General features: G+C 28.6%; 15 protein-coding genes. 9 read left to right on the plus strand and 6 right to left on the minus strand.

Annotation, left to right across the window (positions count from 1 at the left end; translation table 11 throughout):
* The first annotated feature begins 25 nt into the window (after positions 1 to 25).
* The 3 genes from MBM09_RS10005 to MBM09_RS10015 all read left to right on the plus strand — a co-directional run bounded on the left by MBM09_RS10005 (position 26) and on the right by MBM09_RS10015 (position 2,911).
* A complete protein-coding gene (locus MBM09_RS10005; RefSeq protein ID WP_238673581.1) occupies positions 26 to 1,579 on the plus strand; it encodes a bifunctional response regulator/alkaline phosphatase family protein in 1,554 nt (517 codons plus the stop codon).
* A 91-nt stretch (positions 1,580 to 1,670) separates the two neighbouring features.
* Complete coding sequence (tsaE, locus tag MBM09_RS10010) at positions 1,671 to 2,078, plus strand: tRNA (adenosine(37)-N6)-threonylcarbamoyltransferase complex ATPase subunit type 1 TsaE (RefSeq protein ID WP_238673582.1); 408 nt, start codon at positions 1,671 to 1,673, stop codon at positions 2,076 to 2,078.
* Positions 2,079 to 2,368: 290 nt separating this feature from the next.
* A complete protein-coding gene (locus MBM09_RS10015) occupies positions 2,369 to 2,911 on the plus strand; it encodes a hypothetical protein (protein WP_238673583.1) in 543 nt (180 codons plus the stop codon).
* Here MBM09_RS10015 and MBM09_RS10020 read toward each other — a convergent pair.
* Positions 2,908 to 5,331: an outer membrane beta-barrel protein gene (locus MBM09_RS10020; RefSeq protein ID WP_238673584.1), complete on the minus strand. Its 2,424-nt coding sequence runs from the start codon at positions 5,329 to 5,331 to the stop codon at positions 2,908 to 2,910. The genes MBM09_RS10015 and MBM09_RS10020 overlap by 4 nt on opposite strands.
* Positions 5,332 to 5,462: 131 nt before the next feature.
* Here MBM09_RS10020 and MBM09_RS10025 point away from each other — a divergent pair, with 131 nt between their 5' ends.
* The 4 genes from MBM09_RS10025 (at position 5,463) to MBM09_RS10040 (ending at position 8,823) form a co-directional block, all read left to right on the plus strand.
* A complete protein-coding gene (locus tag MBM09_RS10025) occupies positions 5,463 to 6,662 on the plus strand; it encodes an alanine dehydrogenase (protein ID WP_238673585.1) in 1,200 nt (399 codons plus the stop codon).
* 36 nt (positions 6,663 to 6,698) lie between these two features.
* Positions 6,699 to 7,082 carry a hypothetical protein gene (locus tag MBM09_RS10030; protein ID WP_238673586.1) on the plus strand — a complete coding sequence of 128 codons (384 nt, stop codon included), beginning with the start codon at positions 6,699 to 6,701 and terminating at the stop codon, positions 7,080 to 7,082.
* Positions 7,075 to 7,668: a sugar transferase gene (locus tag MBM09_RS10035; RefSeq protein ID WP_238673587.1), complete on the plus strand. Its 594-nt coding sequence runs from the start codon at positions 7,075 to 7,077 to the stop codon at positions 7,666 to 7,668. Before MBM09_RS10030 ends, MBM09_RS10035 begins: the two co-directional genes overlap by 8 nt.
* Positions 7,669 to 7,755: 87 nt before the next feature.
* The gene (locus MBM09_RS10040; RefSeq protein WP_238673588.1) at positions 7,756 to 8,823 is read left to right on the plus strand and encodes a polysaccharide biosynthesis protein; all 1,068 of its coding nucleotides are present in this window, start codon (positions 7,756 to 7,758) and stop codon (positions 8,821 to 8,823) included.
* Here the strand turns inward: MBM09_RS10040 and MBM09_RS10045 are convergent.
* The gene (locus MBM09_RS10045; protein ID WP_238673589.1) at positions 8,818 to 9,993 is read right to left on the minus strand and encodes a proline dehydrogenase family protein; all 1,176 of its coding nucleotides are present in this window, start codon (positions 9,991 to 9,993) and stop codon (positions 8,818 to 8,820) included. The genes MBM09_RS10040 and MBM09_RS10045 overlap by 6 nt on opposite strands.
* Before the next feature lie 91 nt (positions 9,994 to 10,084).
* Between MBM09_RS10045 and aroB the strand changes: the two genes are divergently transcribed.
* Positions 10,085 to 11,152: a 3-dehydroquinate synthase gene (aroB, locus tag MBM09_RS10050; RefSeq protein WP_238673590.1), complete on the plus strand. Its 1,068-nt coding sequence runs from the start codon at positions 10,085 to 10,087 to the stop codon at positions 11,150 to 11,152.
* Between the two features lie 45 nt (positions 11,153 to 11,197).
* On the opposite strand, the gene MBM09_RS10055 is transcribed toward aroB, so the two are convergent.
* Genes MBM09_RS10055 through MBM09_RS10070 form a run of 4 tightly spaced genes read right to left on the minus strand, consistent with a single transcriptional unit; the run spans position 11,198 to position 17,475 of the window.
* Positions 11,198 to 13,582 (minus strand): tyrosine-protein kinase family protein, encoded by a 2,385-nt coding sequence (locus tag MBM09_RS10055; RefSeq protein WP_238673591.1) that lies wholly within the window; start codon positions 13,580 to 13,582, stop codon positions 11,198 to 11,200.
* A 7-nt stretch (positions 13,583 to 13,589) separates the two neighbouring features.
* Positions 13,590 to 14,366: a polysaccharide biosynthesis/export family protein gene (locus tag MBM09_RS10060; RefSeq protein ID WP_238673592.1), complete on the minus strand. Its 777-nt coding sequence runs from the start codon at positions 14,364 to 14,366 to the stop codon at positions 13,590 to 13,592.
* A 42-nt stretch (positions 14,367 to 14,408) separates the two neighbouring features.
* Positions 14,409 to 16,349: a nucleoside-diphosphate sugar epimerase/dehydratase gene (locus tag MBM09_RS10065; RefSeq protein WP_238673593.1), complete on the minus strand. Its 1,941-nt coding sequence runs from the start codon at positions 16,347 to 16,349 to the stop codon at positions 14,409 to 14,411.
* Positions 16,339 to 17,475: a DegT/DnrJ/EryC1/StrS aminotransferase family protein gene (locus MBM09_RS10070; RefSeq protein WP_238673594.1), complete on the minus strand. Its 1,137-nt coding sequence runs from the start codon at positions 17,473 to 17,475 to the stop codon at positions 16,339 to 16,341. The genes MBM09_RS10065 and MBM09_RS10070 overlap by 11 nt, the downstream gene beginning before the upstream one ends.
* A gap of 603 nt (positions 17,476 to 18,078) precedes the next feature.
* On the opposite strand from MBM09_RS10070, the gene MBM09_RS10075 reads away from it, so the two are divergent.
* Positions 18,079 to 19,077, plus strand: coding sequence for an SDR family oxidoreductase (locus MBM09_RS10075; protein WP_238673595.1), 999 nt, complete (start codon positions 18,079 to 18,081; stop codon positions 19,075 to 19,077).

A 19,077-nucleotide genomic window follows, 5' to 3' on the forward strand; every position in this document is an offset into this window, starting at 1 on the left:
ATTTAATATTTACAAATATAGTTATATGTCTACAATAAAAATACTTTGGGTTGATGATGAAATTGATTTATTAAAACCTCATATTTTATTTCTTGAAAAGAAAAATTATAAGGTTACAACCTGCAAAAGTGGCACTGAAGCAATAGATGTTTTAGATGATGAAAATTTTGATATTGTATTTTTAGATGAAAACATGCCAGGACTAACCGGTCTTGAAACCTTAAATGGAATAAAGGAGAAAAAAGATAATCTTCCCGTTGTCATGATTACCAAAAGCGAAGAAGAATATATTATGGAAGAAGCTATTGGTAATAAAATTGCAGACTATTTGATTAAGCCTGTAAACCCAAACCAAATACTTTTAAGTTTAAAAAAGAACTTAGATCATTCCAGATTAGTTTCAGAGAAAACTACCTCAAATTATCAGCAGGAATTTAGAAAAATTGCTATGGATTTATCTATGGTAAATAGCTATGAAGAATGGGTGAATTTATATCAAAAATTGATTTATTGGGAAATTCAATTAGAAGATATTGAAGATGCAGGTATGTTCGAAATTTTAGAGTCACAAAAAAACGAAGCCAATACGCAATTTGGAAAATTTATAGAGAAAAATTACGCCGACTGGTTTAAACCTAATACAGATGCGCCAGTTATGTCGCATACGCTTTTTAAAGAAAAAATAGTTCCGGAAATAAATAAAGAACAACCTACGGTACTTATTGTTATTGATAATTTACGTTATGACCAATGGAAAGTTTTTGAACCTATAATTAACAACTATTATAAAAAAGATAAGGAAGAAGCTTTTTTTAGCATCTTGCCTACTGCTACACAATATGCACGTAATGCTATTTTTTCTGGTTTAATGCCTAGTGATATGGAAAAGCTATTTCCGCAATACTGGAAAAATGATACAGATGAGGGTGGAAAAAATTTACATGAAGCCGATTTTTTAGACACTCAAATGAAACGATTAGGCTTAACACATTTAAATTACGAGTATCATAAAATCACGAATTTAAAAAACGGCAAAAAATTAGCCGACAATTTCAAATCACTAAAAAACAATGATTTAACTGTTATTGTTTACAATTTTGTTGATATGCTTTCCCATTCTAAAACAGAAATGGAAGTAGTTAAAGAATTAGCGTCAAACGATAAAGCCTACAGATCGTTAACTTTAAGTTGGTTTAAAAATTCGCCGCTTTTAGAAATGATTCAACAAGCACAACAAATGGGTTTTAAACTTATCTTAACTACAGATCATGGTACTATTAACGTTAAAAATCCATCAAAAGTAATTGGAGATAGAGACACCAGTTTAAACTTACGCTATAAAACAGGTAGAAGTTTAACTTTTGATAGTAAAGATGTTTTAGAAGCTAAAAACCCAAAAGAACTACACTTACCTTCTATTACCATGAGTAGTTCATTCATATTTGCTAAAAATGATTTGTTTTTTGCTTACCCAAATAATTACAATCATTATGTAAGTTATTACAGAAATACTTATCAACATGGAGGTGTTTCGTTAGAAGAAATGATTATTCCTTTTGTGGTATTCAATCCTAAATAAATCTATTAAAGGCAAAAAACATCGATGAAATGCATTTTTTTCTAGGTTTTTCAATTTTTTTTTATTATAATTGCTACTAAATTAATAGGTATTGAAAATTTCATACGAACTAAATGAGATTGATAAAGTTGTAAATCAACTCATTGGTAATGTAAAAACAAAAACGCTTTTGTTCTATGGTGAAATGGGAGTTGGTAAAACTACACTTATTAAAACCATTGTAAAGCAACTTGGAAGTGAAGATGAAGTTAGTAGTCCAACATTTTCAATTGTTAATGAATATAAATTAGATGATGGCAAAATTTATCATTTTGATTTATATAGAATAAAAGATTTAGAGGAAGCTTATAATTTTGGGATTGAAGATTATTTAGATTCTGAAAATTGGAAATTAATTGAATGGCCAGAAAAAGTGAAGCCTATTTTATTTGATGATTTTGATACCATAAATCTTGAATTAGATTTAATAAACAATAAAAGAGTTTTGAAACTAAGTTAATAACCCTAACAAAAAACATGAACTAAAAATAATACAAGAAACTCCGAAATTTGAAGTTTTACGGGAAACCCACAGCTTAAAAATCAAAAATATTGTTTTTTAACATAATTTTAACATTTAAGCAACTACTTCAAAATGTACTTTATTTAAATTGGATTAATTAATTAATTAAATCCCTTATAAAATGAAAACTAAAAAGTACATCCTCGCAATCGCGATCTTTGGAGGTGTGTTGTTTTTAGCTCAAGCAGCTAATCAATATAACCTAGATGCAGAACAAACAGCAAAAATTGACAAAAGAAAAGTCAAGATATCTGGACAAAGAAACCAGTAAAAATTATGGTAATAAAAAAGAGCTTCTAGTTGGTAGTATTATTGCTACATTTATAGCTATAACACCTTTTTTAGTTACTTTATGGCAAAGTGTTCCAAGTCAAAAGACTTGGAACACTTTTTTTGGTTCAATTACAAGTAATTATTATGAAGATGTTCAGGTTTTAGCTTGGACTTTAATTGGGCGAATAATTCCTTTATTTTTAATGTTTATTTGGATTTTTACAAATCGTCATTGGTGGTATCATGTAATTTTAATACCAATTTCAATGTACATATATCAAATTATTGAAATTCTTAATGATGAAATCCTCTTTACTGAAACAAACCAAATATTATATTTACTACCTGTGATGGCTATCGTTGTTCCTTCTATATATTTAATTAGAGCAAGGATTTTTAATAGAATTAATGAAGCAAATAAATCTCTTGAAGAATTAGAAGAAGAATTCAAAATATCACCAAAAAACTTTTGGGGAAAGGTTAAAGAATATTTTTAATTATTATCTAATCTATCTCGTTCATTTAATTCAATTTCTTTTTTGTTGATATTTAATCTAAAGTTCCCAAATTTATAATTAAAACCGAACGTAAATAACCTATTTTCCATTCTAGATTTAAGTAATGCATCTTGGTTTAAATACTTTGTAGTTTCAGTAAAGTTTTGCTTGTTAAAAACATCAACAATTCCTAAACTTATTGAAGCTCTGTTATTCCATAATATTTTTCTAAAGTTTATATCTAGGCTAGATCGTACACCAACTTCTGAAGCGCCTTCAATAAAAGGGGAAATATATAAATATGATATTTCAGCGTTTAAACTTTTATCCTTTAATAAAGATATATAATTAATTATTTGTGCATATACACTCCATTTCTCTGTGTTGTATAATTGATTATTGCTTTCAATCGCAAAGAATTTATTATCATAATAAAAAACAGATGATAAAACATATAAATCCCAATTGTTTACAATACCTGTAAAAGTCATAAAGTCTAGACCATAGGAAACACTATTATCAATATTTGTGTTTATATTTTTAAGCGTTTTATTCTCATTATCTTGGAACATAATTTCAATAGCAGGATCATCCTCATATCTATAATAAGCCTCAAAAGTGAATTTCTGATTAAATGTATAACCTAAAGTAAAAACATCATCAATTTGCGGCTTCAAATTAGGGTCGCCGGTTACATAAGTATTATCATTTAGAAAAAACTTAAATGGGTTTAACTGACTATATCTTGGGCGATAGATGCGTTTTTTATAATTAAAGTAAATTTCGTTTTTATCATTTATTCTATTTAATACATGTAACGACGGGAAAAACTTTATATAATTGTTGCTATTTACTAAGTTAGTAGATATTGAATTCCCTTTTATATCCGTTAATTCAGTTCTTAAACCCAACTTTAAACTCCATTTGTCCCAATCTTTGGAATAACTTGTATAAGCCGCATAATTAAGTTCATCATAAAGAAACGTATCAGAATTATCTAAGTCTTCTTCTTTAACATCATTTTTAAATATAAACTGATCTAAAATACTTGTAGAGTTTATATTAGACACTTTTAATCCAGCTTCAAACTGAGACGAATCATTTATAGGTAATTCATAATCTACCTGTCCGGTATATAATTTAATTTCCTGACTAGTAAATGTTTGAAATTTATTAGTTCTCAGTAAGGTTTGGTCTGGTAAATTGTAATCTGTATTTACATCTTGAAAATTTGAAGAATCATAGTAGGTATTGTGCAAACTAACGGACAACTTCTCACCTTCTTTTTTAAATCTATGCGTATAATCTAATGTAAAAGCAAAATTAAACGTTTCGTCTACTGCCCTGTTGTTAGTAAAAAATGTGGAATCTAAATTTTTGTTAGCATCAAAAACCTCTGTTAGTGAATTAATATTAGTTTTTGTTCCTTCTCTTGGAACAACTAACATATTGGTTGAAAAACCTATTTGATTATTATCATCAATATCATAATCAATATTCGCGTTAATATTATGGTTTTCAGATCTTCTTACGCGTTTATAATCGGTTTCCCAACTCGTTGTAAATTCATCATTCTCTATAAAATTTACATATTCAGTATTGTTTCGATAGTCTTTTCTTGGGCTTACACTATAATTAAGGTAAGTATTTAATTTTTTCGCTTTAAAAAAATGACTGGTTCCAAAAGTGTATTTAGGAAATTCTGAACCTTGTTTATAATTACCAAAAACACTACCGTTATAACCCGCGACAATGTTTTTACTGGTTACTATATTTAAAACTGCGCCACCCTCAGCCTCATATTTAGCAGGAGGGTTTGTAATAACTTCAATAGATTTTGCATTACCTGCAGAAGTACCTTCAAGAAGTTGTTGTACTTCACTTGATGACAAATGAACTCTTCTATCGTTTATATAAACTACTGGTGTTGATTGCTTAACGGTTATTTTACCATCATAAACTAAAACCCCTGGAGTTTGTTTAAGTACATCTAAAACATTATTATTAGACAGCGTTGAATTTTCTACATTAAAAACCAACCTATCCACCATTCGTTTTATAGTTGGGCGTTTTGCTACAACAGTTACATCTTCAAGTTCTTGTAAATTTTCTTTAAGGATAATAGTTTCTAAAACTATATTTTTATCCAGATTAATTTGAGAATTATATTCTTCAAAACCTAAAAAACTGATTTTTAATAGGTAAACACCTTTGTTTATATGATTAAACGTAAAATTACCAGAATCATCACTAGTTGTACCTTCAACAGGAATAGAATCTTCTAATTCTAACAACACAACATTAGCATATGCTATAGGATTATTGTTAATGTCTTCTAAGTTTCCAGTAATACTATATTCTTGTGAAATACAAAACGATGAAAATAAAAATAAAAAGTAGGTAATAGATTTTTTAATCATAAATTAATTTATAATACGAATTTAAAATAATTAATTTGGGGTTTAATAAAAAACTAAAATAATTATTTTTTTTAGTTTGCATTCTGATTAAAAAATTTATTGTAATTTGATTTTTATAAATTAAACTATTCATGTCTAAATCGCTTTCACCTTTTACCAAGCAACAACTTTTACCACAAGAAGAAACTTTAGAAATTTTTAAAGGAAAAGGAGAATTATTTATAGGAATTCCTAAAGAAACTGCTTTTCAGGAAAAACGTGTTTGTTTAACACCAGATGCTGTATATGCTTTGGTAAGTAATGGTCATAGAGTATTGTTGGAGTCTGGCGCTGGCGAAGGTGCAAATTTTAGTGATAAAGATTATAGTGAAGCGGGTGCAGAAATATCAAAAGATACTGCTAAAGTATTTTCTTGCCCGATGATTTTAAAAGTTGAGCCACCTACTTTAGAACAAATAAAGCTTTTAAATCCGCAAACCATTTTAATTTCGGCACTACAAATAAAAACACAAACAAAAAAATATTTTGAAGCCCTTGCGTCTAAACGCATTACAGCTTTAGCTTTTGAATTTATTAGAGACTCTGATGGTAGTTATCCAGCAGTGAAATCGTTAAGTGAAATTGCTGGTACTGCATCTGTTTTAATCGCCTCAGAATTGTTGTCCGATACTAAAGATGGAAACGGATTAATGTTTGGAAATATTAGTGGTGTGCCTCCATTAGAAGTTGTTATTTTAGGAGCGGGTACCGTTGGTGAGTTTGCAGCAAGAAGCTCAATTGGTTTAGGTGCCAATGTAAAAGTATTTGATAATTCTATCACAAAATTAAGACGCATACAAACGCATTTAGGTCGACCAATTTTCACTTCTACAATTCAACCCAAAAACTTAAACAAAGCTCTTAAGCGATGTGATGTGGTAATTGGTGCTGTACGAGGCGTAAATAGATCGCCTATTGTCGTTTCTGAAACCATGGTAGAGTCTATGAAAAAAGGTGCTATTATTATTGATGTAAGTATTGATATGGGTGGTTGTTTTGAAACTAGCGAAGTTACTACGCATAAGAAACCTACATTTATTAAGCATAATGTAGTACATTATTGTGTGCCAAATATTTTAGCCAGATATCCTCGAACATCATCTGTTTCGATAAGTAATATTTTTACGCCTTATTTATTAAAAATTGCTGAAGATGGCGGCATAGAAAATTCTTTAAGATTTGACAGAGGTTTAAAAAATGGGTTGTATTTTTACCACGGAATTTTAACAAGTAAATCTGTTGGTGAATGGTTTGATTTAGATTATAGCGATGCAAATTTGCTTATATTTTAATAAATCACTTCTAAAAACACATCCAAAATATTTTAAATGAAACTTATTCAGCGTATTGGCTATTATCTTGGTGGTTTTGCTATAGGATTAATAATATTAGCTTTCTTCTTAAACGGTAAAAAAGTATCCTGTAGTTACGGACCACAAGCTAGAGTCTTAAAAAATATAAATTCTAAAAAAGTTGTTTACAGTAATACAGTTTCTTCATATTTAGACAACAACACTGTTGATTCTACAGAAATATTAGCCGTTTTAAAAAAAGGGAAAATTAATTTTTCAGACAGCAAAACCAGACAAAAACCTTGTGGTATTTATAATATTGAAGGTGATTATAATGACAAAGAAATTATACTGACGGTTGAAAATTGCGATAGTATTGCTACAGTTATGAATTTGAAAATTGAGAATAACAATGATTAAACGCAGTTTCGATGTTGTTTTTTCATTAATCGGGCTTATTGTCTTATCTCCTATTCTACTTATTATTGCGATTCTAATTAAATTAGACTCGAAAGGTCCTGTTTTATTTATACAAGGAAGAGTTGGTAAAAACAATAAAGATTTCAATATTTATAAATTCAGAACCATGCGTATTGCTTCTGAAAATAAAGGATTGCTTACACTTGGAAATAATGATTCACGAATTACAAAAATAGGCTACTTTTTAAGACGATATAAAATTGACGAATTTCCACAGCTTATAAACATTCTAAAAGGTGATATGAGTTTTGTTGGTCCTAGACCAGAATTACGCTATTATGTTAACTTTTACAATGAAGATGATATGACTATATTTAAAGTAAGACCAGGTATAACTGGGCTTGCTTCATTAAAATATAGAAATGAAGTAGAGCTTTTAAAAGCCGCTAAAGATCCTGAAGATTTTTTTATAAATACAATTATTCCTGATAAATTAAAGTTTAACAAAGAGTATATAAAAAAGCAAAACTTCTTTTTCGACTTAAAACTTATACTAATCACCATCATCAAGGTTATTTCTAAATAAATAACCATTTGGTGCAGAACATAATTATCATTACTTTGCAAATGTAATTCGTCCTATTAATTTACATTTTACCGAAGTTAAGCCTTAATGGAAAAATCAACCTCCAAGCAAATAGACCAGTTATTGATTGATTCTGGTTTGTTTCATTCTAATAAAAAAGTAAAAAAATTAAGTAATAAGTTCGATTTTTCAAATGAAACCATTTTAGTAACTGGTGCAGCTGGTTCTATAGGTAGTGAGCTAACTAAACAACTGGTAAAAAACAACTATAAAAAACTCATTCTTATTGATATTGCAGAGTCTCCTCTCTATCATCTTATAAAAGATTTAGAATTTAAAAATATTAATGATGCAGAGTTTAAGATTCTTAACATATGCGAAAAAGAATCTCTTACTAGACTTTTTGAAGTTTATAAACCTACAATTATTTTTCACGCTGCTGCTTATAAACATGTTCCTTTAATGGAATCGAACCCTTATGAAGCTGTAAAAACTAATATTTTGGCTACTAAATTTTTAGCAGACTTATCAGTTGAATATGGTGTTAAAAAATTTATATTTATTTCTACAGATAAAGCAGTAAACCCAATAAATGTTATGGGAATATCAAAATTTATTGCTGAAAGCTATTTGAATTCTTTACCTAATAATAATACTTTATTCATTACAACAAGATTCGGAAACATATTAGGTTCCAACGGTTCTGTACTTCAATTATTAAAAAAACAAATAGAAACCAATTGCCCAATTACTATAACAAACAAAACCGTATCTAGATATTTTATTAATGAACAAAAAGCTTGTTCACTCATATTAAAAATTGCAAATTCAGATAATCTGGAAAGCCAAGTTTTTACTTTTAATATGGGAGAACCAATAAGAATTATGCATTTGGTTGAAAGACTACTAGCACTTTACAAAATACCAAAAGACAACATTGAAATTAAAACAACAGGTTTACGTCCTGGTGAAAAACTTCATGAAGACATAATTTCAAATGATGAAGAGCTAGTTAATACAAGTTATGAAGATATTTTAATTGTTAAGAAAAATAATAAATCAAAAAATAAAATTATTGATTTTACCCAATTATTAAATATTTCACCTTACATGGCTAATTCTGAAATTAAGTCTATTTTGAAGAGCTATTTATAAACTCTTTCTTCTTTTCTTTTCTCTTGTTAACAGCGCTAATTCACGTCCTGTTTGTCCTGCTACAGATGTGTTCTCCTCTGCCCTTCTAATTAAATATGGCATAACATCTTTTACCGGACCAAAAGGAATGTATTTTGCTACATTATAACCTTTATTAGCTAAATTAAAACTAATGTGATCACTCATTCCATACAACTGTCCAGACCATATTCTCGAATCATTGTTTTCAAGTCCTAATTCCTCCATTAAACGCATTAGCAGATAAGAACTATCTTCATTATGCGTTCCTGCAAATAATGACATACAATCTAAATTATTCATCATATATTTTACTGCGTTATTGAAGTTCTGGTCTGTTGCAAATTTACTCTCACAAATAGGTGTAGGGTATCCTTTTTCTTCTGCTCTCTCATTTTCTTTCTCCATATATGCACCACGAACTAATTTATAACCAAGAAAATAATTTTGAGCTTTTGCTTTTTTATGTTCTTCTTCTAAAAAAGCTATTCTATCATGTCTATACATCTGTAAAGTATTAAAAACAATAGCTTTTTCGGTATTGTATTTTTGCATCATATCTGTAACAAGATTGTCACAGGCATCTTGCATCCAACTTTCTTCAGCATCAATTAATACAGCCACATCGTGTTCTTTAGCTTTTCTACAAACAGCATCAAATCGATTAAACACATTATTCCATTCTTCTTTTTCATTTTCAGAAAGGGTTTCACCTTTACCTATTTTTTCATATAAACCTAAACGACCAAATCCTGTTGGTTTAAAAACAGCAATAGGCATTGCATCATTATCTTTAGCAAATTCTATTATTTTAATTATCATATCTCTGGCAGCATCAAAATCTTTTTCATTTGCCTTACCTTCTACCGAATAATCTAAAACAGAACTTACGCCTTTAGTATACATTTTTTCAATAACCGGTAAGCAATCTTCTTCATTTACTCCACCACAAAAATGATCAAAAACTGTAGATCGTATAAGTCCTTCAATGGGTAAATTAGCTTTTATTGCAAAATTTGTAGCTGCAGTTCCAATTCTAACCAAAGGTTCTATGGAAATCATTTTAAACAAAAAATAAGCGCGTTCTAATTCAGAATCACTTTTCAAAGAGAAGGCTATCTCTGTGTTGTCAAAAATTAAATCTGTGTTCATTAAAAAAATTTATACAAAGATAATTATAGCTATGTTATCATTTTATATAAAATCTCCTTAATTTCACAACCTTAAAAAAATAATAATTTTCATGGATTCTATTACAGCCAATGATAGTGTAATTCATTTTAACAACAAATGCTATACTGCTTTAAATAAGCATATTGAAGAAAGTAATTTTTCAAAAATTTTTATTCTAGTTGACGAAAACACACATCAATATTGTTTACCTCATTTTTTAGATAGATTAGAAACTAATTTAATTATTGAAATTATTGAAATTGAATCTGGTGAGATAAATAAAACCATTGATACTTGTGTAGGAGTTTGGAATACACTTTCTGAACTTGATGCAGATAGAAAAAGTTTAATGATTAATATTGGTGGTGGTGTAATAACAGATTTGGGTGGTTTTGTTGCTTGTACTTTTAAACGAGGTATTGCATATATTAATGTTCCTACTTCTCTACTTTCTATGGTAGATGCTTCTGTGGGAGGAAAAACCGGTGTAGATTTAGGACATTTAAAAAATCAAATTGGGGTAATAAGTAATCCTAATCTTGTTTTAATTGATACTAAATATTTAGATACACTACCGCAAAATCAAATGCGTTCTGGTTTAGCAGAAATGCTTAAACATGGTTTAATTACTGGAGAAAATTATTGGAACAAGTTTCAAGATTTATCTAAACTATCATTAGATGATTTAGACACGTTAATACATGAATCCGTACTTATTAAGAAACATGTTGTAGAAGAGGATCCTTATGAAAATGGATTAAGAAAAACTTTAAATTTTGGTCATACGCTTGGGCACGCTATAGAATCTTATTTTTTAAGTAATGATAACAAAACAACTTTGCTACATGGTGAAGCTATTGTTATAGGAATGATTTTAGCGAGTTACATTTCAACAGAATTAACTGGATTTCCTAAATCCAAAAGAGATGAAATTAAAGACTTACTGATTGGATACTACGGAAAAGTAAAAATTGAAGAAAATGACTTGCAACCAATAATAGATTTACTTAAATACGATAAGAAGAACAATCATGGCAATATCAACTTTGTCCTTTTAGAATCGATAGGTAAACCTAAAATAGATTGTTTAGTGGAAAATGATATTATAATAGAAGCCTTTGAGTTTTATGCTAGTTAAAAAAGATTCAATAGAAAGAATAAATAAAAATATTAACTATTTCATTTAGACTCTTTTTCTACCAAAAAGTCCTTTCTTTTGTGGCGCTCCATAATATCCATATTTAGCACCGTAACCAAAGTTAGATTGCTTAACATCGTTAACAACGAGCATCATACCATTTAGCTTTTTGTCTGAATGTAATTCTTTAGCAAAATTTAATATTTGCTTCTCGGTGTACTCTGCTCTAGTTAAGTATATGGTATGACCTGCATATTCACTAATTAAAAGTGTATCTGTAACAAGCATAGAAGGTGCTGTATCAACTATAACATAATCATATTGCTCAGATACAGTGTCAAATAATTCTTTTACTCTATTATTCATTAATAATTCAGCAGGATTAGGTGGTACTTTTCCTGATAATAAAATATCAATGCTAATATCATTTATAGAATAAGTATTAATAGTTTCACCAACTATTACTGATTTATCAGCTAAATACTCTGTTAAACCAGTTTTTGAGCTCATTTTATTTTTTTCATTTTTGATAGCTGAATAAATTTGTGGATTCCTAACGTCCGCTCCTATTAACAAAACCCTTTTGTTTGTATTTGCTATTGTTAGTGCCATGTTCAAACTGAAAAAAGACTTGCCTTCTCCATTTATTGTGGATGTTACAAAAACAACATTTCCATATTGCTTGGTATCTCTACCTCTTTTAACAAACTCAAAATTTGTTCTAATCATTCTAAAGGATTCTGATAAAATAGATCTATCATTACGTTCTACCAACGTTTTGTCGCTACTTCTTAGTCTTGGTATTTCACCAAGAACAGTAATATTCTTTATCTCCTTTTCTAAATCTTCTTTATTATGAATTTTGGTATCAAGCAAATTTTTGACATATATCGTACCAAAAGGAATTAATAATCCTAAAAACAAAGCAGATATATATGCCATTTTCTTATTAGGAGAAACTGGACCACCTGCACTATTATATGCGTGATCAATTACTTTTGCACTTGGTGAAGTTGCTGTTAATGAGATTGTAGCCTCCTCCCTTTTTTCTAATAAATATAAATATAAAGACTCCTTAATACCTTGTTTTCTTTCAATAGATCGTAATCTACGCTCTTGCCCAGGAACAGAAAATATTTTAGAGTTAATTCTTTGGGATTGACTTTGTAAACTTCCCATTTGAATTCTAAGAGATTTACTTGAATTATTAATACTTTGCTCTAGGTTTTGTCTAATTCCAGACAATGTTTGATCCAATTCAATAACAATAGGGTTTTGTGCCCCAGCACTTTTTAATAAAGTTCGTCTTCTTTCTAATAATTCATTATATCTTGACGAAAGCGCACTAATTGAAGGGTCTCCCATACCTAAATTTGAAGGAATTGGCTGGTATTTAGTTGATTCATCTCCTAATGATTCTCTCATAGAGTTCAAAAGACTTAATTGAGTTTTAGTTTCATCAAGCTGTTGCTCATTAAGCACACTTGAACTTAAGAATTGTCCTGCTTCTGAAGTAACATCAGTTATTTTGTTACCCGTTTTAAATTTAACTATACTATCATCAACATTAACTAAATCTGAAGCTATTAATTCAACACGTTTATCAATAAAATCTGCAGTATTCTTAGATATCTCATTTTTCTTTTGAATGGTGGCTATATTATACTCATCAATTAAAGTATTTACAATATCCTTAGCTTTTTCTATAACAGGATCTGTTAGACTAACTTCAACAACTTTTGAAGATTTCCCAGTTGGATATATACTTATTCTGTTTTTTAGAGATTCTGCTAAATATTCTAATGGAGTAATTGAAACACGAATATCATTTCCAATATAATTTTGTATAGTATTGTTTTTTGGAGTTATTATTATTCCTCCAAAAAAAGTAGGTATTGTTTCGCCAAAAGTATATTTCTTTGGTGCATCCTCCTCACCCATTCTATAATTGAAGTCTGTTGCAGATAATATTTCAGTATAAAAATTAAAACTGGTTCTATGTATAATTGAATCTGGTTCTATAAAATTAACAACAATTGGAGAGCTTTTATACAATTCAGATTTACCAAATCTACCTTTGCTATAATATTCAACATTTAAATCTAGTCTTTTTACAATATTTCGTAAAAAACTTCTAGATTTAATCACTTGTATTTCATCATCTACCATCGCATCTTCTTTCTCCGAAAAAAGAGACAAATCCCTTAAAGCCCCCATAGATGAATTATCCTTATCATCTAAAAGCATTATTTTTGCTACAGCAAGATATTGAGGAGTCGTATATCTTAAATTAATATATGTAAGACCAATAAAAATTATACAACTTAAAAGAAACCACTTCCATTGTTTTAAATAAATTGAGATTGATTTCTTTAGATTAAAATTATTATCTGAATTATTAGCTATATTTTTATTCTCTATTAATGCCATATAATTTCTAATTTCTTGTCACGAATATAAGTGCAGTTGTTAGAATAAAAGATGTAATACTTATTATAGTACCTATTCTCGAATCACCAGATGCATTACTGATTGCAGAATTGTTTGGTTCCACATAAACATAATCATTTTGAGTTAAATAAAAAACAGGTGAATTAAAAACTTCTTTTGTGGTTAAATCAATACGTGAAATTGTTTTAGTACCATTAAAGTCTCTAATTATCATAACATTATCCCTTCTTCCTTTTATTGTTAAGTCTCCTGCCATACCTAATGCTTCTAATATTGAGATTCTTTCTCCTGAAACCTGATAAACTCCAGGGTTATTAACTTCGCCTGCAACAGTAATTCTAAAATTTAAAACCCTAATTAAAATTACAGGATCTTTTAATAATTGACCTTCCTCAAATTTTTGTTTAAATAGTTGTTTAGCTTCTTGAACCGTTAAACCTAATAATTTAACCTTACCTAAAACGGGGTAATCGATGTTTCCATCAATATCAATTAAATAATCGATTAATTCACCTTGTGATGCACCAGTAGACCTTATTAAATTATAAGGCTGTGTTACAGTTTGGTCTAGTGTTGAAACATAAATACTAACAATATCACCAATTTTAAGTTTAGCAGTAAAAGTATCAGTATCTACTATAGTCTCAAAACTTTTTGCATTTTGAAAATAAACTATATCTTTTTTTGAAGAACAAGAAGTAATTAATAAGCTAATAATAACTGTTGTAATTAATAAGCTTCTCCTTATAAGTGCATCATTCATTTTAATGATATTTGGGGAAAATAATAAAATTAAACTAATTTATTAAAGATTAGTATAAGTTTTATCCGTTCTGTTTTCAGAAAACCCTTTAACCTTTTTGTAGATTTGAACACGTTTATCAAATCGCTCATAGTCTGAATTATTAGATTTATATTCAGGAATTAATCGTTTCATTTTCATCACAATATTATTATTTTGAAAACGATTAGTTATACATAATTCTTCTATTTGGGATTTAACTTTTTCGTAGTCTAATTCTCTTGTTTTACTAATTAATATTTTTTTATGATATGTAGATAGTGTATTTTCTCCATTTGCTAAAAGTTCTTCATATAGTTTCTCACCAGGCCGTAATCCTGTAATTTTAATATCAATATCCTCTGGGTAACGTAAACCAGATAATTTAATCATGTTTTTAGCAAGATCGAATATCTTGACTGATTCACCCATATCAAATATAAATATTTCTCCTCCTTTACCCATGGTACCAGCTTCTAAAACTAATTGTGATGCTTCCGGTATAGTCATAAAATAACGAGTAATATCTTTGTGAGTAAGCGTTAATGGTACATTATTTTCAATTTGCTTTTTAAATAATGGGATTACAGAACCGTTTGAACCTAGCACATTACCAAAACGAGTTGTTATAAATTTGGTTTTACTTTCTTTTTGAAGACAAGTAATATACATCTCAGCCATTCTTTTAGTAGCTCCCATTACACTAGTAGGATTAACAGCTTTATCAGTAGATACGAATACAAATTTCTTCACATTGTATCGTGAAGCTGTATCGGCTAGAAGTTTTGTGCCATTTACATTAATTTTAATGGCTTCATAAGGCGATTGTTCCATTAAAGGCACATGCTTATATGCAGCAGCATGAAAAACCATTGTCGGCTTATTATTTTGAAAAATAGTATCTATTCTTAACCCATCTCTTATATCTGCTACAATCGCTGTAAAATTATGTTTCCCAGCTCTTTTTAAATCTTGTTGAACATCATATAAAGCAGATTCTGCTTGATCAACAAGAATTAATTTTTTAACATCAAAATTAGAAAGTTGATTTACCAATTCACTACCAATAGAGCCAGCAGCACCAGTAACTAAAATAGTCTCACCACTAAATTCATTTTGTAAATTAGGGTTATCTATTTTAATTGGCGGACGTCCTAATAAATCTTCAATTTGAACTTGCTTTATTTGCTGTATATTAAGCTCACCATTCATCCATTGTTCAATTGGTGGAACTTTAGTTACCTTAACATTAAGGTCAACTAGACTAATTAGGTTGTCATTGTTGATATTTTCTGAAGCAACAATAATTTCATCTATATTTTCAAAATTTATATAAGCATTAGTTAATTTCGTTTTAGGGAATACAGGTATTCCATTAATAGACTTTCCTTTTTTCTTAAAGTTGTTATCTATAAAACCTACAACTTGAAACCTTAATTTCATATTACTGGTTAAAGCATTATATGTAGCAATACCTGAATCTCCAGCTCCATAAATTAAAATTCTTTTTGTAGTCAATAGTTTGCACTTAAGATGATTATAGAGCATCTTGAATACTAATCTACTAGCACTAAGCGTAACAAAACTCAACAAAGCATGCATTACTATTATAGACCTTGGTATTGTAAATTCACTTATTAAACCTATCTCCTTGTTTAACAACACAAAAACAATAGTCATTAAAGTCATTAAAGATATTGCCTTGAATAAATTAACAACATCTGTAAATCCTGTGTGTCTTATAACACTTTTAAATGAGCCAATTATTAAAAAACTTAATGCACTAAGAACAAACACTATAGGGATTTGGGTGAAGAATTGATTAATATCAAAACCCAAAGTAAAATTAAACCTTATAAAATATGCTATAAAGAATGTTGACAATACTATTGCAATATCAATAGCAAAAACTAACCACTTTGATGCGTACTTTTGAGAAAGATAGGTAAAGTAATTATTTATCATGAGAGAGGGATTTTAGAATTATATTTAATATCCTATCTAAATCGTTTTGACTTAAATTTGAACCACTAGGTAAGCATAAACCTTTATTGAAAAGCTCTTCTGAAATACCATTTGTAAAATGCAAACAATCTTTAAAAACAGGTTGCATATGCATTGGTTTCCATAAGGGTCTTGACTCTATATCATCTTCTTGTAAAGCAAGTCTTATTTTTTCTCTTGTTTCATAAGAATCTGTTTTAATACAAGTAATCCATCTATTTGAATAAAAACCATTAGGTTCTTCTAAAAATTCAATAGAACTATATTGAGATAAGTTTGTTTTATAAAAATTGAAATTTTGTCTTCTTGCTTCCACTCTTTTATCTAAAACCTCCATCTGACCTCTTCCTATACCAGCTAGAACATTACTCATTCTGTAATTAAAACCTATAGAAGAATGCTCATAATGAGGTGCATTGTCTCTAGCTTGAGTAGATAAAAAAACAGCTTTATCTTTTAGTTCTTTATTTTTAACGATTAAGGCACCACCACCAGAAGTTGTGATTATTTTATTTCCATTAAAGGATAGAATTCCAACATCAGAAAGAGTTCCACATGCATGTTTAAAATAAGTACTTCCTATTGCTTCGGCACTATCTTCAATTACTGGAATTTCAAATTTCTTTGCAACAGCATTTATTTCATCAACTTTATATGGCATTCCATATAAGTGAACTGCAATTATTGCCTTTGGTTTTTTATACTTTTCTATTCTATCTTTAATTGCGATTTCTAACAATTCAGGAGACATATTCCAAGTATCATGCTCACTATCAACAAATACAGGAGTGGCTCCTTGATATATAATAGGATTTGCTGAGGCTGAAAACGTAAAACTCTGACATAAAACTTCATCACCTTTAGTAACATTTAATAATTGTAATGCTAAATGAATGGCAGCTGTTCCAGAACTTAATGCAGCAACATAATTTTTACCACCAAGATAATCTTTTAAATCTTCCTCAAAACCATTAACATTTGGTCCTAATGGAGCTATCCAATTAGTATCAAATGCATCAGCAACAAATTTTTGTTCTGATCCACCCATGTGCGGTGATGATAAATATATTTTAGTTTTTGTCAACATTTATTTTAAATTCAATTTTAGCGCAAGAGTTTATGACCATAATATCTCTATAACTATGGCAGTTAGTAATGAAAAAAACTTTTGAATAATCCCTTTGCATATAAAACAAAATTATTTTTTAAAATTATTAGCGGTATTTAATTAGTATTAAGTTGATTATTTAATATTTATAATTCTCTATATTATTTATAGATAAATTGTAATTGAGAGTTCTTAAACATCTTTATTTTAATACAATTAAATCAATGTGCTATTAATCAATTCAATTTTGTTTTCGATGTAAATTTAATAATTGTTTTATACTAACAAGGCAAGAACATACTTAATTCGCTAAAAGATAAATTTAAATCGGTTAACTACATTAACATTTTTAAATAAAAGCCAAAGTATGCATGTTATCGACTCTTATATACTAAATTTAAAAAATATTTTGATTAAAAATATTAAATCCATTCATAAGGTTAATACCATTTAAAAACCTTATTTAATCGATTATTTTGACAACTATTTGAATTTCATCGGTAAAAATGAAACCTTGATATAATTAGTTAATCTTTTAAATATATTTTTCTAATATTTGTTTGGATATAAACCCCAGATTAAATGACCCAACAACAATTACAAATATTAAAGGGAAAAAAAGTTTTAATAACAGGTGGCGCTGGATTTATAGGTTCTAATTTATGTGAAGTTTTATTAAACCATAATATATCGGTTAATTGTTTAGATAATTTTTCTACAGGAAAACGAATTAACATTGAACCTTTTCTAAAAGATTCAAATTTTAAATTAATTGAAGGGGATATTAGAAACCTAGAAGACTGCAAAAAAGCTTGTTTAAATGTAGATTATGTACTACATCAAGCAGCTTTAGGTTCTGTACCAAGGTCTATAAACGATCCTATTACTACTAATGATGTAAATGTCTCAGGATTTTTAAATATGCTAGTAGCCGCAAGAGATGCAGGCGTTAAACGTTTTGTATATGCAGCCAGTTCTTCAACATATGGAGACCATGAAGCCTTACCTAAAGTAGAAGAAGTTATTGGTAAACCATTATCTCCATATGCTATTACAAAATATGTTAATGAATTGTATGCAGATATATTCCATTCTACATATGGATTAGACACTATTGGTTTAAGATATTTTAATGTGTTTGGAAAAAGACAAGACCCAAATGGTGCTTATGCAGCAGTCATACCTAAATTCGTTCAAAAATTTATAAGTCATGAATCTCCAGTTATTAATGGGGATGGTAGCTATTCTCGAGACTTTACTTATATTGATAATGTTGTGCAAATGAATATCAATGCAATAACAACAACGAACAAAAACGCTTTAAATACAGTATATAATGTAGCTTATGGAGAAAGAACTACTTTGTTAGAACTTACTTCTTTATTAAAAAAATATTTATCAGAGTTCGATAGTTCAATAGGAGATATAGAAATTAAACATAGAGATAATAGAATTGGAGATATACCTCACTCTTTAGCTTCAATTGATAAAGCAAAACGTCTGTTAAATTACAACCCAAAACATGATATTAGTTCTGGTTTAAAAGAAGCCGTTAATTGGTATTGGAAAAATTTAAAATAA

Origin of the sequence: Flaviramulus sp. BrNp1-15, assembly GCF_022259695.1 — a bacterium.
In the GTDB taxonomy this organism is placed as follows: domain Bacteria; phylum Bacteroidota; class Bacteroidia; order Flavobacteriales; family Flavobacteriaceae; genus BrNp1-15.

Excerpts from the sequence above, each read along its gene's own strand:
- MBM09_RS10040 (WP_238673588.1), top strand. The coding sequence starts at position 7,756 with ATGGAAAAATCAACCTCCAAGCAAATAGACCAGTTATTGATTGATTCT.
- MBM09_RS10060 (WP_238673592.1), bottom strand. The coding sequence starts at position 14,366 with ATGAATGATGCACTTATAAGGAGAAGCTTATTAATTACAACAGTTATT.
- MBM09_RS10075 (WP_238673595.1), top strand. The coding sequence starts at position 18,079 with ATGACCCAACAACAATTACAAATATTAAAGGGAAAAAAAGTTTTAATA.
- MBM09_RS10045 (WP_238673589.1), bottom strand. The coding sequence starts at position 9,993 with ATGAACACAGATTTAATTTTTGACAACACAGAGATAGCCTTCTCTTTG.
- MBM09_RS10020 (WP_238673584.1), bottom strand. The coding sequence starts at position 5,331 with ATGATTAAAAAATCTATTACCTACTTTTTATTTTTATTTTCATCGTTT.
- MBM09_RS10055 (WP_238673591.1), bottom strand. The coding sequence starts at position 13,582 with ATGGCATTAATAGAGAATAAAAATATAGCTAATAATTCAGATAATAAT.
- aroB (WP_238673590.1), top strand. The coding sequence starts at position 10,085 with ATGGATTCTATTACAGCCAATGATAGTGTAATTCATTTTAACAACAAA.
- MBM09_RS10070 (WP_238673594.1), bottom strand. The coding sequence starts at position 17,475 with ATGTTGACAAAAACTAAAATATATTTATCATCACCGCACATGGGTGGA.
- MBM09_RS10065 (WP_238673593.1), bottom strand. The coding sequence starts at position 16,349 with ATGATAAATAATTACTTTACCTATCTTTCTCAAAAGTACGCATCAAAG.
- MBM09_RS10030 (WP_238673586.1), top strand. The coding sequence starts at position 6,699 with ATGAAACTTATTCAGCGTATTGGCTATTATCTTGGTGGTTTTGCTATA.
- MBM09_RS10035 (WP_238673587.1), top strand. The coding sequence starts at position 7,075 with ATGATTAAACGCAGTTTCGATGTTGTTTTTTCATTAATCGGGCTTATT.
- MBM09_RS10025 (WP_238673585.1), top strand. The coding sequence starts at position 5,463 with ATGTCTAAATCGCTTTCACCTTTTACCAAGCAACAACTTTTACCACAA.
- MBM09_RS10005 (WP_238673581.1), top strand. The coding sequence starts at position 26 with ATGTCTACAATAAAAATACTTTGGGTTGATGATGAAATTGATTTATTA.